The 14,831-nt window shown below is 68.4% G+C and carries 15 protein-coding genes; 6 read left to right on the top strand and 9 right to left on the bottom strand.

Annotated features, from left to right (window positions below):
- Positions 1-334: 334 nt before the first annotated feature.
- Positions 335-1,249, top strand: coding sequence for a sterol desaturase family protein (locus VK92_RS11470; RefSeq protein WP_048024992.1), 915 nt, complete (start codon positions 335-337; stop codon positions 1,247-1,249).
- Between the two features lie 95 nt (positions 1,250-1,344).
- Positions 1,345-2,490, top strand: coding sequence for an SGNH/GDSL hydrolase family protein (locus VK92_RS11475; protein ID WP_021164111.1), 1,146 nt, complete (start codon positions 1,345-1,347; stop codon positions 2,488-2,490).
- Between the two features lie 86 nt (positions 2,491-2,576).
- On the opposite strand, the gene VK92_RS11480 is transcribed toward VK92_RS11475, so the two are convergent.
- From VK92_RS11480 to pyk, 6 genes are all read right to left on the bottom strand, one after another.
- Positions 2,577-3,605 carry an L-threonylcarbamoyladenylate synthase gene (locus VK92_RS11480; RefSeq protein ID WP_048024994.1) on the bottom strand — a complete coding sequence of 343 codons (1,029 nt, stop codon included), beginning with the start codon at positions 3,603-3,605 and terminating at the stop codon, positions 2,577-2,579.
- An 11-nt stretch (positions 3,606-3,616) separates the two neighbouring features.
- Complete coding sequence (locus tag VK92_RS11485) at positions 3,617-4,810, bottom strand: 5-(carboxyamino)imidazole ribonucleotide synthase (RefSeq protein ID WP_048024996.1); 1,194 nt, start codon at positions 4,808-4,810, stop codon at positions 3,617-3,619.
- A gap of 90 nt (positions 4,811-4,900) precedes the next feature.
- Complete coding sequence (purE, locus tag VK92_RS11490; RefSeq protein WP_021164114.1) at positions 4,901-5,422, bottom strand: 5-(carboxyamino)imidazole ribonucleotide mutase; 522 nt, start codon at positions 5,420-5,422, stop codon at positions 4,901-4,903.
- A 16-nt stretch (positions 5,423-5,438) separates the two neighbouring features.
- Complete coding sequence (locus tag VK92_RS11495; RefSeq protein ID WP_021164115.1) at positions 5,439-6,329, bottom strand: phosphoribosylaminoimidazolesuccinocarboxamide synthase; 891 nt, start codon at positions 6,327-6,329, stop codon at positions 5,439-5,441.
- A 233-nt stretch (positions 6,330-6,562) separates the two neighbouring features.
- Positions 6,563-7,627, bottom strand: a complete 1,065-nt coding sequence (gene fba / locus VK92_RS11500; protein WP_021164116.1) for a class II fructose-bisphosphate aldolase — start codon at positions 7,625-7,627, stop codon at positions 6,563-6,565.
- Between the two features lie 304 nt (positions 7,628-7,931).
- Positions 7,932-9,368: a pyruvate kinase gene (gene pyk / locus VK92_RS11505; protein ID WP_021164117.1), complete on the bottom strand. Its 1,437-nt coding sequence runs from the start codon at positions 9,366-9,368 to the stop codon at positions 7,932-7,934.
- On the opposite strand from pyk, the gene VK92_RS43305 reads away from it, so the two are divergent.
- On the top strand, positions 9,367-9,495 hold the full coding sequence (locus tag VK92_RS43305) for a hypothetical protein (RefSeq protein WP_021164118.1): 129 nt from the start codon (positions 9,367-9,369) through the stop codon (positions 9,493-9,495). The two genes, pyk and VK92_RS43305, sit on opposite strands and share 2 nt — an antisense overlap.
- A gap of 157 nt (positions 9,496-9,652) precedes the next feature.
- Here VK92_RS43305 and VK92_RS11510 read toward each other — a convergent pair whose 3' ends face one another.
- The 3 genes from VK92_RS11510 to VK92_RS11520 form a co-directional block, all read right to left on the bottom strand.
- Positions 9,653-10,849 (bottom strand): phosphoglycerate kinase, encoded by a 1,197-nt coding sequence (locus VK92_RS11510; RefSeq protein ID WP_048024998.1) that lies wholly within the window; start codon positions 10,847-10,849, stop codon positions 9,653-9,655.
- Between the two features lie 280 nt (positions 10,850-11,129).
- Entirely contained in the window at positions 11,130-11,453 is a 324-nt protein-coding gene (locus tag VK92_RS11515) for an AzlD domain-containing protein (protein ID WP_021163740.1), read from the bottom strand.
- The gene (locus tag VK92_RS11520; RefSeq protein ID WP_048025000.1) at positions 11,450-12,205 is read right to left on the bottom strand and encodes an AzlC family ABC transporter permease; all 756 of its coding nucleotides are present in this window, start codon (positions 12,203-12,205) and stop codon (positions 11,450-11,452) included. Before VK92_RS11520 ends, VK92_RS11515 begins: the two co-directional genes overlap by 4 nt.
- Before the next feature lie 205 nt (positions 12,206-12,410).
- Between VK92_RS11520 and VK92_RS11525 the strand changes: the two genes are divergently transcribed.
- The 3 genes from VK92_RS11525 (at position 12,411) to waaF (ending at position 14,763) form a co-directional block, all read left to right on the top strand.
- Positions 12,411-13,334 carry a branched-chain amino acid transaminase gene (locus tag VK92_RS11525; RefSeq protein WP_011353071.1) on the top strand — a complete coding sequence of 308 codons (924 nt, stop codon included), beginning with the start codon at positions 12,411-12,413 and terminating at the stop codon, positions 13,332-13,334.
- Between the two features lie 50 nt (positions 13,335-13,384).
- The gene (locus tag VK92_RS11530; protein WP_006749970.1) at positions 13,385-13,579 is read left to right on the top strand and encodes a zinc-finger domain-containing protein; all 195 of its coding nucleotides are present in this window, start codon (positions 13,385-13,387) and stop codon (positions 13,577-13,579) included.
- Positions 13,580-13,725: 146 nt separating this feature from the next.
- Positions 13,726-14,763 carry a lipopolysaccharide heptosyltransferase II gene (gene waaF, locus VK92_RS11535; protein WP_027785312.1) on the top strand — a complete coding sequence of 346 codons (1,038 nt, stop codon included), beginning with the start codon at positions 13,726-13,728 and terminating at the stop codon, positions 14,761-14,763.
- The last annotated feature ends 68 nt before the right edge of the window (positions 14,764-14,831 follow it).

Consider the following 14,831-nt stretch of genomic DNA (forward strand, 5'->3'; position numbering starts at 1 on the left):
GCTTGCACCGGCCACGGGGCCGCACCGCGCAGCGGGACCCTCCGGCGGACAATCGGGGCGGCCCCCGCGCACGGAATCCCGCCCTCCCCGGTTTGAAACGGCAGCCGCCGCCCGCGCGCGACACACCGCGCACCGATCGCACCCACAAAACAGGGCCACACCGCCCGGCCCCGTGCCGCGCGGCTTCCGTAGAAACCCTGTCCTCAGAGGGAACCCTCTACGCTGCCCCCTCGCCTAGCGCGTGGCGATTGCGTAGGCTGTTGGCCTGACCGATATCTACAACGGGCCATACGCCCGGCCTCAAGGCTTGCAGGGGAAAGAAGGAGACACGCCCATGCGATTCGACGTCGAATTGCTTCTGCTCGCGCTGGCGCCCGTCTTCCTGCTCTGCATCGCGTGGGAGGCCTGGCACCTCGCCCGCACCCGTGCGCAGGACCATGTCTATGCGTGGCGCGACACGCTGTGCAACGCGGCGCTCGCGCTGATGCACCAGGGCGCCGACAAGATCGCGTGGCTGTTCGTGATCCCCGTCTACGCGTATTGCTACCGGCACTACCGCCTGTTCACGTGGCACGACGGCTGGCTGTCGTTCGCGGTGCTGTTCGTTGCGCAGGATTTCCTCTACTACGTGTTCCACCGCGCGAGCCATCGCGTGCGCTGGCTGTGGGCCGCGCACGTCGTGCATCACTCGTCCGAGCGGATGAATTTCTCGACCGCGTTCCGCCAGAGCCTGATGTACCCCGTCGCGGGCATGTGGGTGTTCTGGCTGCCGCTCGCGTTCGCCGGCTTTCCGCCGCAGCAGGTCGTCGGCATCGTGCTGATCAACCTCGCGTTCCAGTTCTTCGTGCACACCCAGGCGATCGGCAAGCTCGGCTGGCTCGAATACGTGCTGAACACGCCGTCGATCCACCGTGCGCACCATGCGCGCAATCCGCGCTACATCGACCGCAATTACGCAGGCGTCCTTGTGATCTGGGATCGCCTGTTCGGGAGTTATGTCGAGGAAACGCCCGACGATCCGCCGCGGTACGGGATCGTCGAGCGGCTCGGCTCGAACAACCCGCTCGTCGCGACGTTCCACGAATGGATATCGATGGCCGGCGACGCATTGCGCGTCGACGGATGGCGCAACAAGCTGCGCGCGATTTTCGGCCCGCCCGAATGGGCGAGCGCTTATCATGCGCAGATTGCCGAGGCCGCGAACCCCGATCCGCGCACCGTGCCGCCGGCGGCTGCGCGTCACCAATAAACCGTTTCAGCCAACGGCCGCCGCGCAGCCCGGAACCGAGCAGGCACGCGGCAGATGAGAAACACATCAGGCCATATCTACGAGGAGATCGAACGATGCAGACACAACAACACGCAGCTTCCCGCACCCGGCAGCGCATGCTGCGTACCGCGCAGGTCGCGATCGCCGGCGCCGCGCTTGCGCTGCTCGCCGCATGCGGCGGCGGCGGTGACGACAACAACAACAGCGCGTCGAACACGCCGCCGTCGGGCGTGAAGATGCAGGTCGTGTCGTTCGGCGACAGCCTGTCCGACGTGGGCACCTACTCGCAGATCAAGCTCGGCTTCGGCGGCGGCCGCTTCACGACCAACCCGGGCCAGGTATGGACGCAGAACGTCGCGCAGTACTACGGCGACACGCTGCAGCCCGCGAACCAGGGCGGGTTCGGCATTCCGCTGCAGGCCACCGGCGGTCTCGGCTACGCACAGGGCGGCTCGCGCGTGACGCTGCAGCCGGGTATCGGTCACGCGGACGCGAGCGTGCCGAACGCCGACTACGCGCAGGCCACCACGACGCCGATCGCCGACCAGGTCAAGCAATACCTGTCGCAGCACGGCAGCTTCAACGCCGGCCAGATCGTGCTGGTCAACGGCGGCGCGAACGACATCTTCTACCAGGCGCAGGTCGCGCAGGCGCAAGGCAACACGCCGGCCGCGCAACTCGCGGCGGCGCAGGCGATCGGCCTGGCCGCGCAGCAGCTCGGCGGCATCGTCCAGCAGATCGTCGCGGCAGGCGCGACGCACGTGTACGTATCGAACGTGCCGGACATCGGCGGCACGCCGCTCGCGCTGCAGGGCGGCGCGCCGACGCAGGCCGCGTTCACGCAACTGTCGGGGCTGTTCAACCAGACGCTCGCCGGCACGCTGGCCGCGCTGAAGGTCGACACGACGAAGGTCGCGCTGCTCGACACGTTCACGTGGCAGGACGGCATCGCGGCGAACTACAAGGCGAACGGCTTCAGCGTGTCGAACACCGATACCGCGTGCAACCTGAAGGCGATGGTCCAGGCCGCCACGCAGTACGGCGTCGCGAACGCGACCGCATTCGGCTCGTCTCTGTTCTGCTCGCCGCAGACCTACACGGTCGCGAACGCGGACCAGACCTACATGTTCGCCGACACGGTCCACCCGACGACGCACCTGCACGCGCTGTTCGCGCAGTTCGTCGAACAGCAGATCGCGAAGTCGGGCGTCGGCAAGTAAGCCGCCGGCCACGCGCCCAAACAGAAACGCCCGACCGGTTCGCCGGTCGGGCGTTTTTTTCATTCCTGGATCAGCCGTCGAGCGTGTCAGTCGCGCGCTTCGAACGCGGCCGCCGCACGGCCGAGACGATCGTTGACCGCGATCCATTCGACGGTCTCGGGCAGCTTCTCGACGAGGATGCGTGCGACCTGCGCGCGGTCGAGCGCGCGCAGCATCCCGTACAGGTCGCGTGCATACGCCTGCGGATCTTCCGGCGCCGCGACGAAATGCACGCCGTCGGCCTGCGCCCAGCGTCCCGCGCGCGACGCACGGGCGACGAGCGCGACACGCTCGCCGTCGGCTTGCGCGGCCGCGAGCAGCGGCTCGAGCGTGTCGAACGGCAGCAGCGCGAGCGGCGTGCGCGGCGCGTAATGCGCCTTCAGCGTGCCCGATGCGCGCGGCGCGGTCGCGTCTCTGCCGTCCGGCAGCTTCGGCGCGCGGCCGAGCACGTCGGCGATCTGCTGCGGCGTCACGTGGCCCGGGCGCAGCAGCGCCGGGAAACCGCGCGACAGGTCGAGGATCGTCGATTCGATGCCGACTTCGGACGCACCGCCGTCGAGCACGTGCACGGTGTCGCCGAATTCGTCGCGTACGTGCTGCGCGGTGGTCGGGCTCACATGGCCGAACCGGTTCGCGGACGGCGCAGCCACGCCGCCATGCCCGCCGCGCCGCGCGCTGAACGCGGCCAGCAGCGCCTGCGCGACCGGATGCGACGGGCAGCGCAGCCCGACCGAATCCTGGCCGCCGCTCACGGCGTCCGGAATGCGCGCATGACGCTTCAGGATCAGGGTCAGCGGGCCCGGCCAGAATGCATCGATCAACGCCTGCGCATCGGCCGGCAGATCGTCGGCCCAGTAACCGGGATCACCGCCCGGCGGCAGGTGCACGATCACCGGATGATTCGCCGGCCGCCCCTTCGCCGCGTAGATGCGCGCGACGGCCTCGGGATTCGCCGCGTCGCCGCCGAGCCCGTAGACGGTTTCGGTCGGAAAGGCGACGAGCTGGCCCGCGTCGAGCAACGCGGCGGCCGCGTCGATCTGCGCGGCCGTCACGGCGTTCGGGAGATCGATGGACATCGGCCGGCGCCTCAGTCGAGCGGCACGCGCAGCAGCTGCGCGCACGCGGTGGCCGCGGCAACGGCTTCGTCGCGCGTTTCGGCCGTGAAGTTCACGTGGCCCATCTTGCGACCGACGCGCGCGTCTTCCTTGCCGTACAGGTGCAGGTGCGCGGCCGGCATCGCGGCGACCGTGTCCCAGGGCGGCGTGACGGCATCGGCCGCACCGTTCGGGAACCACACGTCGCCGAGGATGTTCAGCATCGCGGCCGGCGAATGCTGGCGCGGGTTGCCGAGCGGCATGCGCGTCATCGCGCGCACCTGCTGCTCGAACTGGCTCGTTGCGCACGCATCGACCGTGTAGTGGCCGGAGTTGTGCGGGCGCGGCGCCATCTCGTTCGCGACGAACGAACCGTCTTCCAGCACGAAGAATTCGACGCACAGCACGCCGACGTAGCCGAGCGTATCGGCGATCCGCACGGCGGCCTGTTGCGCCTCTTCGACGCGCGCGGCATCGGCGGCCGGCGCGGGCACGACCGTCAGCGCGAGGATGCCGTTGTGATGCACGTTCTGCGCGAGCGGGAACGCGGCCGAGCGGCCGTCCGCGCCGCGCGCGATCAGCGCCGACACTTCGTATTTCAGCGGCAGGCGCTTCTCCAGCACGCACGGTACGCCGCCGAGCGCGGCATGCGCGTCGCGCGCTTCCTGCGCGGTGGCGACGCGCACCTGGCCCTTGCCGTCGTAGCCGAGGCGCGCCGTCTTCAGGATGCCCGGCAGCACCGCGTCGAGCGCGGCATCGTCGAGCGCGGCGAGTGCCGCCGACGATTCGATCACGACGTGCGGCGCGACGGGCACGCCCGACGCCTCGATGAAGCGCTTCTCCGCGATCCGGTCCTGCGCGACCGCGACGCAGCGGCCGGCCGGCGCGACGAACGTCGTGCGCGCGAGGAAATCGAGGCTTGCGGCCGGCACGTTCTCGAACTCCGTCGACACCGCGTCGCACAGGTCGGCCAGTTCGGCGAGCGCGGCTTCGTCGTCGTACGCCGCGCGCAGGTGGCGGTCGGCGACCGCGCCGGCGGGGCTCGTCGGATCGGGATCGAGCACGGCGACGCGATAGCCCATCGACTGGGCGGCAAAGCAGAACATGCGGCCGAGCTGGCCACCGCCGACCATGCCCAGCCACGCGCCGGGCAGGATCGGGGAAACGGAATCAGGAGTTGCGGTCATGTCAGTGGTCGGTCGCGGCGGAACGCGAAAATGCCCGCCGCAGTGGAAAAATCCGGCGCCGGCCGCGTCGTGCGGCCGCGCGCCATGCCGTCATTCCAGCGGCGGCAGCACCATCGCGTGCGCGGCTTCGTTCTGGCGCACGCGGAACGCGGCGAGCCGGTTCGCGTAGTCGGTCGACGTGCCGGACAGGATCGACACCGCGAACAACGCGGCATTCGCGGCGCCGGCCTCGCCGATCGCGAACGTCGCGACGGGCACGCCCTTCGGCATCTGCACAATCGAGTGCAGCGAATCGACACCCTTCAGGTACTTGCTCGCGACCGGCACGCCGAGCACCGGCACCGTGGTTTTCGCGGCCAGCATGCCGGGCAGGTGCGCTGCGCCGCCGGCGCCCGCGATGATCGCGCGCAGCCCGCGCTCGCGCGCCTTCTCCGCATAGTCGAACATCTCGTCGGGCATCCGGTGCGCGGACACGACCTTCGCCTCGTACGGCACGCCGAACTCCTGCAGGATGGCGACCGCGTGCTTCATCACGTCCCAGTCGGAACTCGAACCCATCAGCACGCCGACGAGCGGCGCGCTGTGCGTGTGGGCAGTCTGGATTTCGCTCATGTCGTATGGACCTCGATCAGGCGAGCGCCTGGCCGGTGATGCGCTCGAGCGCTTCCTGGTACTTCGCGGCCGTCTTCTCGACGACGTCGGCCGGCAGCGCCGGTGCCGGCGCCGTCTTGCCCCACGGCTGCGCCTCGAGCCAGTCGCGCACGAACTGCTTGTCGAACGACGGCGGGTTGGTGCCGACTTCGTACTGGTCGGCCGGCCAGAAGCGCGACGAATCGGCGGTCAGCACTTCGTCCATCAGGTACAGCTTGCCGTGGTTGTCGAGGCCGAATTCGAACTTCGTGTCGGCGATGATGATGCCGCGCGTCGCCGCGTAATCGGCCGCTTCCTTGTACAGCTTGATCGAGATGTCGCGAATGGTTGCGGCCAGCTCGGTGCCGATGCGGCGCTCGGTTTCCTCGAACGTGATGTTCTCGTCGTGCTCGCCCATCTCGGCCTTCGCGGCCGGCGTGAAGATCGGCTCGGGCAGCTTCTGCGCGTTCTGCAGGCCTTCCGGCAGCTGCACGCCGCACACGGCGCCCGATGCCTGGTATTCCTTCCAGCCGCTGCCGGCCAGGTAGCCGCGCACGACCGCTTCGATCATGATCGGCTCGAGGCGCTTGACGACCACGCCGCGGCCCTTCACCTGCTCGACCTCGTCGGCCGCGACGACCGCTTCCGGCGCGTCGCCCGTCAGGTGGTTCGGCACGATGTGCGCGAGCTTGTCGAACCAGAAGTTCGCCATCTGGTTCAGCACGCGGCCCTTGTTCGGAATCGGCTCGCCCATCACCACGTCGAATGCCGACAGGCGGTCGGTCGTGACGATCAGGAGCTTGTCGTTGCCGACCGCGTAGTTATCGCGGACCTTGCCGCGACCGAGGAGCGGCAGCGAGCGGAGCGTGGATTCGTAAAGGGTAGACATCGTCTTTTCGCAGATAAGGAGCCAAACAAAAAGGGAAACGCCGTTCCCCGCGGCAGGCGGGAACGGCGGTCTTGCAATACGTCGGCGAACCGGCGGGCGACGGCGCCCGGCGGTTGCCGGCCGGCCCTTGTTCGGCCGGACGGAGCGGCTACCGGGGCCGGATCGGATCCGGCAACCGGGCGGCCAGCCCTTGCCCGGCGGCAGTACCGGGCGGGGGCAATCGTACTACAGTCTCAGCGCACGACCTGCGCGAGCGCGCCGGACTTGTACTGCTCGGCGATCTTGTCGAGCGACAGCGGCTTGATCTTGCCGGCCTGGCCTTCGCAGCCGAACGCGAGGTAGCGGTCGACGCACACCTTCTTCGCCGCTTCGCGCGCGGGCTTCAGGTAGTCGCGCGGATCGAACTTGCCCGGGTTCTCGAACAGGTAGCGGCGGATCGCGCCGGTGATCGCGAGACGCAGGTCGGTGTCGATGTTGATCTTGCGCACGCCGTGCTTGATGCCTTCCTGGATTTCCTCGACCGGCACGCCGTAGGTTTCCTTCATGTCGCCGCCGAATTCGCGGATCTCGGCCAGCAGTTCCTGCGGCACCGACGACGAACCGTGCATCACGAGGTGGGTGTTCGGGATGCGCGCGTGGATTTCCTTGATGCGCTGGATCGACAGGATGTCGCCCGTCGGCTTCTTCGAGAACTTGTACGCGCCGTGCGACGTGCCGATCGCGATCGCGAGCGCATCGCACTGCGTGAGCTTCACGAAGTCGGCGGCCTGCTCCGGATCGGTCAGCAGCTGCTCGCGGGTCATCGTGCCTTCCGCGCCGTGGCCGTCTTCCTTGTCGCCCTTCATCGTCTCGAGCGAGCCGAGCACGCCGAGTTCGGCCTCGACCGTCACGCCGATCGAGTGCGCCATCTCGACGACCTTGCGCGACACGTCGACGTTGTACTCGTACGACGCGACCGTCTTGCCGTCGGCTTCCAGCGAACCGTCCATCATCACGCTGGTGAAGCCGCTGCGGATCGCGGCCGTGCAGACCGCCGGCGACTGGCCGTGATCCTGGTGCATCACGACCGGGATGTGCGGGTACGATTCGACCGCCGCTTCGATCAGGTGGCGCAGGAACGGCTCGCCCGCATACTTACGCGCGCCGGCCGATGCCTGCATGATCACGGGCGCGCCGACCTGGTCCGCCGCCGCCATGATCGCCTGGACCTGCTCCAGGTTGTTCACGTTGAAGGCCGGCAGGCCGTAACCGTGCTCTGCCGCGTGGTCCAGCAATTGACGCATTGATACGAGAGGCATTGTGGAACTCCTTGGAATGAAAACCGGTGCGCCCTGACGCCGGCGCGGCGCTCGCTCCCGTTCGAACCGGGGTGGCGCGGCGCGGCTGAGCGTCGAATAGCCGCATTTTATCGCGAAGCGCCTCCGATTCCGACCGCCCGGTGGCGCCGACTCGCAATTTGTTACGTTCGCACGGCACAATGCGGGCAAAAAAGAGAAAAAAAGCCGCGTGGGGCTTCGGACCCCACGCGGCTTTCGCGTATAAAACGGTGCCGGATCGATTTTTCAGCCGATCCGGGCGGCCGGCGCGATGCTCAGTCGGTGCTCAATAGTGCTCGCCGACCCGCACGATCTTCAGCGTGTTGGTGCCGCCCGCCTGCCCCATCGGCTCGCCGACGGTCAGCACGACCATGTCGCCGTGCTGCACGTAGCCTTGCTTGACGACGATCTCGAGCGCCGCCTGCAGCGCCGAGTCGCGGTCGCTGTTGAAGTCGACGTGCAGCGGCGTCACGTTGCGGTACAGCGCCATCGTGCGCTCGCTGCCGACGCGCGGCGTCAGCGCGAAGATCGGCACGTGCGTGTAGTGACGCGACATCCACAGCGCGGTCGCGCCCGATTCGGTCAGCGCGATGATCGCCTTCGCGCCGAGGTGGTACGCGGTGAACAGCGCGCCCATCGCGATCGACTGGTCGATCCGCGTGAACGTACGGTCGAGGAAATCCTTGTCGAGCTCGACCTCTTCCGACTTCTCCGCCTCGACGCACACGGCCGCCATCGTCTCGATCGTGACGACCGGGTACTTGCCGGCAGCCGTCTCGGCCGACAGCATCACCGCGTCGGTGCCGTCGAGCACCGCGTTCGCGACGTCCGACACTTCCGCGCGGGTCGGCACGGGCGCGTGGATCATCGACTCCATCATCTGCGTCGCGGTGATCACGAGCTTGTTCGACTCGCGCGCCATCCGGATCATGCGCTTCTGCAGCGCCGGCACGGCCGCGTTGCCCACTTCCACCGCGAGGTCGCCGCGCGCGACCATGATGCCGTCGGACGCGTCGAGGATGCTCTGCAGCGCCGGAATCGCTTCCGCACGCTCGATCTTCGCGATCATCTTCGGCTTGATGCCGTACGGCGCGCCCGCGATGTTCGCGAGCTGGCGCGCCATTTCCATGTCGGTCGCGTTCTTCGGGAACGACACCGCCACCAGGTCCGCGCCAAGCGACATCGCGGTGCGGATGTCTTCCATGTCCTTCGCGGTCAGCGCGGGGGCCGACAGGCCGCCGCCCTGGCGGTTGATGCCCTTGTTGTTCGACAGCTCGCCGCCCACCTTGACGATCGTGTGGATCTCGTCGCCGAGCACGCGCTCGACGGTCAGCACGATCAGGCCGTCGTTCAGCAGCAGCAGGTCGCCCGGCTTCAGGTCGCGCGGCAGTTCCTTGTAGTCGAGCCCGACGCGCTCGTCGTTGCCGAGCTCGCAACCGGCATCGAGGATGAAGGGCTGCCCCGGCGTCAGCGTCGTCTTGCCGTTCTCGAACTTGCCGACGCGGATCTTCGGGCCCTGGAGGTCGGCCATGATCGCGATCTCGCGGCCGACCTTGCGGGCGGCCTCGCGCACCATCTCGGCGCGCTGGCGGTGATCGTCGGCCGTGCCGTGCGAAAAATTGAGCCGCACGACGTCGAGGCCCGCCTGCATCATCTGCAGCAGAATCTCCGGCGAACTGGAAGCCGGGCCGATCGTGGCGACTATCTTGGTGGCGCGCTGCATGAAACTCCTCATCTGGATCAAGGTGGATGCGCTGGGTGAAACGCTGCGAGAGCCGGAAGCGGCAGGCCCAGCGGCGGCCGTTCCGGGGGGCGTGCCGGTGCTTGCGCCCGGCATCGCTTTGTTCTGAATCTCGTGGTGCTGCTCGGCCGCGTCGCCGGCGGCCGCCGGTGCGCGCGGGGCGGTGTTCGCCCGCGCGGGCGCGCGTTTGCGCTTGCCCGCGCCGGCCGGCTGCTCCGCTTTCGCGGAGCGCACGGCCTTCGTCACCCCTGCGCGCGCCGCCACGCTCAGGCCGCCCGCGTTTCGAGCACTTCCACCGCCGGCAGCTTCTTCCCCTCGAGGAACTCGAGGAAGGCGCCGCCGCCCGTCGAGATGTAGCTGACCTGGTCGTGGATGCCGTACTTCGCGATGGCCGCGAGCGTGTCGCCGCCGCCCGCGATCGAGAACGCGGACGATTTGGCGATCGCTTCCGCGAGCGTCCTGGTGCCGTTGCCGAACTGGTCGAACTCGAACACGCCGACCGGGCCGTTCCACACGATCGTGCCGGCCTTCTCGAGCTGGCTCGCGAGCGCCTTCGCCGTATCGGGGCCGATGTCGAGGATCATGTCGTCCGCTTCGATGTCGGCGACCTGCTTCACCGTGGCCACGGCCGTCGGCGAGAATTCCTTGGCCGTCACGACGTCGGTCGGGATCGGCACCGACGCGCCGCGCTCGCGCGCTTCGTCGATGATCGCCTTCGCCTCGGCGACGAGGTCGGCTTCCGCGAGCGACTTGCCGATCGACAGGCCGGCCGCGAGCATGAACGTGTTCGCGATGCCGCCGCCGACGATCAGCTGGTCGACCTTGCCGGCCAGCGACTTCAGGATGGTGAGCTTGGTCGACACCTTCGAGCCGGCGACGATCGCCACCAGCGGGCGGGCCGGGTTGCCGAGCGCCTTGCCGAGCGCGTCGAGTTCGGCGGCCAGCAGCGGGCCCGCGCACGCGACCGGCGCGTACTTCGCGATCCCGTGCGTGGTCGCTTCCGCGCGGTGCGCGGTGCCGAACGCGTCGTTCACGTACACGTCGCAGAGCTTCGCCATCTTCTGCGCGAGCTCGTCCGAATTCTTCTTCTCGCCCTTGTTCACGCGGCAGTTCTCGAGCAGCACGACCTGCCCCGGCGCGACGTTCACGCCGTTCTCGACCCAGTTCGAGACGAGCGGCACGTCGCGGCCGAGCAGCTCGGCGAGGCGCTTCGCGACCGGCGCGAGCGAATCCTCCGGCTTGAATTCGCCTTCGGTCGGGCGGCCCAGGTGCGACGTGACCATCACGGCCGCGCCGGCGTCGAGCGCGGCCTGGATGGCCGGCACGGACGCGCGCACGCGCGTGTCCTCGGTGATGTTGCCCTGGTCGTCCTGCGGGACGTTCAGGTCGGCGCGGATGAATACCCGCTTGCCGGCGAGCTGGCCGGCGGCGATCAGGTCGGTAAGACGCTTGACTTGGCTCATGTTGAACAGATTGAAGTAGTGGATGGGGAAAGGGGGTTCACGCTGGACGTGCGCGGGCTGCCGCGAAAGGGCGCCGGATGCGGCCGTGGCTGGCGGTTCGCATGACGCGCACGGGTAAAAAATCTCGAACGGGCATTCTAGCCGATCCACCTGGCAGACTGACCCGTGCGGCGGCGAATTCCGCCTATTTGGGATCGCGCGCGGGAACGGACACATTGCCGCAACGCAGCAATGCACCTGCGCGAGCGGCCGGAGCCCGGCGGGCCTGAACGGCGGCTCATCAGAAGATCACGCGCAGCGCGGTGAACACGAGCATCCCGACGACGATCGTGCCGAGCATGCTGCGGCGCCACAAAAACCAGCCGAGGCCGGCAAGCGCCGCGTAGAACGGATGGTTGGACAGCGCGAACGACAGCCCGGCCGGCGTTTCGAGCACGTCGGGCAGCACGACGGCGACGAGCGCGGCCGCCGGCGCGTAGCGCAGCGCGCGCTGCGCGCGTTCGGGCAGCACGGTGCGCTCGCCGCCGATCAGGAACAGCGCGCGCGTGACCGCCGTGACGATCGTCATCCCGATGATGACGATCCAGATCTCCGTCGCGCTCATTCGATCTCCTTCTCGTGCACGGTTTCGGTGCGGATGCGCCGCCAGTCGGCCCGTTCGACGAAGAAGTCGGCCGTGCAGCCGGCCGCGAGCGCGGCGAGCACCGCGAGCGGCAGCGCAAGCCGGTACGGCAGGTCGAACGCGACCAGCGCCACGATGCCCGCGACCGCAACGGCCGCGAGCGTCGAGCGGTTCGCGACGGCCGACACCATGATCGGGATCAGCGCGAGCGTGCCGGCCAGCTCCAGCCCCCAGCTCGCGGGGAAGAAGCTCGCGAGCAGGATGCCGGCGAGCGACGACACCTGCCACGACAGCCAGCTCGCGAGCGCCATCCCCCAGAAATACGCTTCCTTGCCGGGCACATGACCGTAGGCGAAGCCCTGTTTCTGGAACAGCAGGTAGATTACGTCGCCGTTGAAATAGCCGATCGCCAGGCGCCGCCACAGCGGCAGGTAGGAAAAATGGGGCGCAAGCCCGGCGCTGAAGATCACGAAGCGCGTGTTGACCATCGCGGCCGTGAGCAGGATGGTCCAGATCGGCAGCTTCGCCGCGAGGAGCGGCAGCACCGCGAGCTGCGACGAGCCCGCGTAGACCAGCAGCGACATCGCGCTCGCCTGCGCGAGTGTCATGACCGACTTGCTCATCGCGATGCCGGTGACGAGCCCCCACGAGAGAATCGCCATCAGCGTCGGGGAATAGTCGCGCGCGCCCTGGATCAGCGCGAAGCGGTCGGTGGCGGACAATCGAGCGAGCATGGGAAGCGGGCCGCGGCGGGCGGTTCGTCGGGCCGCCGGCGCCTCCTGCCGGTACGACCCGTCGTTATTGGAATCGGTACCGGGCGATTATAGCGCCGGCCCCGTGCCGACCGACCGGATCGCCGGCAAATGACGCTAAAATAAGCGTCTTTCCGGCTCAACGCTGCATACAACCCGCTGTACAACTGCTTCCCAGGAGAATCCTATGTCAATGGCCGACCGCGACGGCAAGATCTGGATGGACGGCAAGCTGATCGACTGGCGCGACGCCAAGATCCACGTCCTGACCCACACGCTGCACTACGGCATGGGTGTCTTCGAGGGCGTGCGCGCGTACAAGTCGGCTGACGGCAGCACCGCGATCTTCCGGCTGTACGAGCACACGAAACGTCTGCTGAATTCGGCGAAGATCTTCCAGATGGACGTGCCGTTCGACCGGGAAACGCTCGAAGCCGCGCAGCTGGAAGTCGTGCGCGAGAACAAGCTCGAGTCGTGCTACCTGCGCCCGATCATCTGGGTCGGCTCCGAAAAGCTCGGCGTGGCCGCGAAGGGCAACACGATCCACGTCGCGATCGCCGCCTGGCCGTGGGGCGCGTACCTCGGCGAGGAAGGCCTCGCGAAGGGCATCCGCGTGAAGACGTCGTCGTTCACGCGCCACCACGTGAACGTGTCGATGGTGCGCGCGAAGGCGTCGGGCTGGTACGTGAACTCGATCCTGGCGAACCAGGAAGCAACGGCCGACGGCTACGACGAGGCGCTGCTGCTCGACGTCGACGGCTACGTGTCGGAAGGCTCCGGCGAAAACTTCTTCCTCGTGAACAACGGCAAGCTGTACACGCCCGACCTGTCGTCGTGCCTCGACGGCATCACGCGCGACACGGTCATCACGCTCGCGAAGGACGCCGGCATCGAGGTGATCGAGAAGCGCATCACGCGCGACGAGGTCTACACGGCCGACGAGGCGTTCTTCACCGGCACGGCCGCTGAAGTCACGCCGATCCGCGAGCTCGACAACCGCACGATCGGCAGCGGCGCGCGCGGCCCCGTCACGGAAAAGCTCCAGTCGGCGTTTTTCGATATCGTGTCGGGCAAGAACGCGAAGTACGCGCACTGGCTGACGAAGGTCTGAGCGCGCCGCGCCACCGACCGCCCCACAAAAGAGTGATAAGAGAAAGTCTCATGAGTGAAATCAAGGAAATGCCGCTGGTCGAGCTGACGGCCAAGGATCTTCCCGCGTACTGCCCGAACCCGGCCATGGCGCGCTGGAGCGCGCACCCGCGCGTCTTCATCGACGTCTCGCACGGCGAAGCACGCTGCCCGTACTGCGGCACGCGCTACAAGCTGCGCGACGGCGAGGTCGTCAAGGGCCACTGAGCCCCGGCGGCCGGGCCTGCAGGCTTGCAGGCCCGCCGACCCAAGGCGGCGCAGCCGGGCTTCCGGCGCGCCGCCGTTCTCCATTCTGGCAACCCGAACGCGGCGCCTGGGCGCCGCGCTTCATCAAGACATCGGAAGTCGACCTGATGCGTCGAGCGCTGGTTATCGCACCGAACTGGATCGGTGACGCATTGATGGCGCAGCCGCTTTTTGCGCTGCTGAAGAAACTCCATCCCCGCATCGCGATCGATGCCGTCGCGCCCTCGTGGGTCGCGCCCGTGCTCGAGCGGATGCCCGAGATCCACGATGTCTACGCGACCGATCTCGCGCACGGCAAGCTGCAGCTGCTGCGCCGCTGGCAGCTCGCGAGCGACCTGCGCGACGTCGGCTACGACGCGGCGTACGTGCTGCCGAATTCGCTGAAGTCCGCGGTGATCCCGTGGCTCGCGAACATCCCGCTGCGGATCGGCTACACGGGCGAGCACCGCTACGGGCTGCTGAACGTGCGGCACGCGAACCCGACCAAGTCGGGCGAGCGGCCGCCGATGACGACCCACTACGCGGCGCTTGCGTACGCGCCGGGTGCGAAGCTGCCCGAGTCGATGAAGACGCTGCCCGCGCCGCGCCTCGACGCGGACCTGAACGAGACGGCGCGCGTGTCCGCGCGCTTCAACCTCGATACGCGCAAGCCGCTCGTCGTGTTCTGCCCCGGCGCGGAATACGGCCCGGCCAAGCGCTGGCCGCCCGAGCACTTCGCGTCGCTCGCCACCATCGTCCACCAGTCGTTCCCGTACACGCAGATCGTCGCGCTCGGCTCGCAGAAGGACGCCGCGGCCGCGCAGGCGATCGCCGACCACGCGCCGAACGTGCGCAACCTGTGCGGGCAGACATCGCTGTCGGAGGCATGTGCGCTGATCGCGCGCGCGAACGCGGTGGTCACCAACGATTCGGGGCTGATGCACGTCGCCGCCGCGCTGCGCCGGCCGCTCGTCGCGCTGTACGGCTCGACGGATCCGCGCCACACCCCTCCGCTGTCGGACCTGGCGAAGGTACAATGGCTTCATCTCGAATGCAGTCCCTGCTTCGAACGCGAGTGCCCGCTCGGCCACCTGAAGTGCCTGCGCGAACTCGGTCCCGAGCAGGTATTCGGCGATTTGCGCGGCATGCTCGTCGGGCAACGCTGACCCTGGCCGGCAGCGTCGCACGACGCGCCGGGCAATCCGATTCACCGGTGTACGGCGGCTCCATCCGG

It is taken from the genome of Burkholderia sp. LK4 (assembly GCF_001043615.1).
Taxonomy (GTDB): Bacteria; Pseudomonadota; Gammaproteobacteria; order Burkholderiales; family Burkholderiaceae; genus Burkholderia; species Burkholderia cepacia.

Coding starts and splice junctions, on each gene's coding strand:
- VK92_RS11485 (WP_048024996.1), bottom strand. CDS start 4,810: ATGACCGCAACTCCTGATTCCGTTTCCCCGATCCTGCCCGGCGCGTGG.
- purE (WP_021164114.1), bottom strand. CDS start 5,422: ATGAGCGAAATCCAGACTGCCCACACGCACAGCGCGCCGCTCGTCGGC.
- pyk (WP_021164117.1), bottom strand. CDS start 9,368: ATGCAGCGCGCCACCAAGATAGTCGCCACGATCGGCCCGGCTTCCAGT.
- VK92_RS11475 (WP_021164111.1), top strand. CDS start 1,345: ATGCAGACACAACAACACGCAGCTTCCCGCACCCGGCAGCGCATGCTG.
- VK92_RS11480 (WP_048024994.1), bottom strand. CDS start 3,605: ATGTCCATCGATCTCCCGAACGCCGTGACGGCCGCGCAGATCGACGCG.
- VK92_RS11530 (WP_006749970.1), top strand. CDS start 13,385: ATGAGTGAAATCAAGGAAATGCCGCTGGTCGAGCTGACGGCCAAGGAT.
- VK92_RS43305 (WP_021164118.1), top strand. CDS start 9,367: ATGAAACTCCTCATCTGGATCAAGGTGGATGCGCTGGGTGAAACGCTG.
- VK92_RS11525 (WP_011353071.1), top strand. CDS start 12,411: ATGTCAATGGCCGACCGCGACGGCAAGATCTGGATGGACGGCAAGCTG.
- VK92_RS11470 (WP_048024992.1), top strand. CDS start 335: ATGCGATTCGACGTCGAATTGCTTCTGCTCGCGCTGGCGCCCGTCTTC.
- VK92_RS11495 (WP_021164115.1), bottom strand. CDS start 6,329: ATGTCTACCCTTTACGAATCCACGCTCCGCTCGCTGCCGCTCCTCGGT.
- waaF (WP_027785312.1), top strand. CDS start 13,726: ATGCGTCGAGCGCTGGTTATCGCACCGAACTGGATCGGTGACGCATTG.
- VK92_RS11520 (WP_048025000.1), bottom strand. CDS start 12,205: ATGCTCGCTCGATTGTCCGCCACCGACCGCTTCGCGCTGATCCAGGGC.
- VK92_RS11510 (WP_048024998.1), bottom strand. CDS start 10,849: ATGAGCCAAGTCAAGCGTCTTACCGACCTGATCGCCGCCGGCCAGCTC.
- fba (WP_021164116.1), bottom strand. CDS start 7,627: ATGCCTCTCGTATCAATGCGTCAATTGCTGGACCACGCGGCAGAGCAC.
- VK92_RS11515 (WP_021163740.1), bottom strand. CDS start 11,453: ATGAGCGCGACGGAGATCTGGATCGTCATCATCGGGATGACGATCGTC.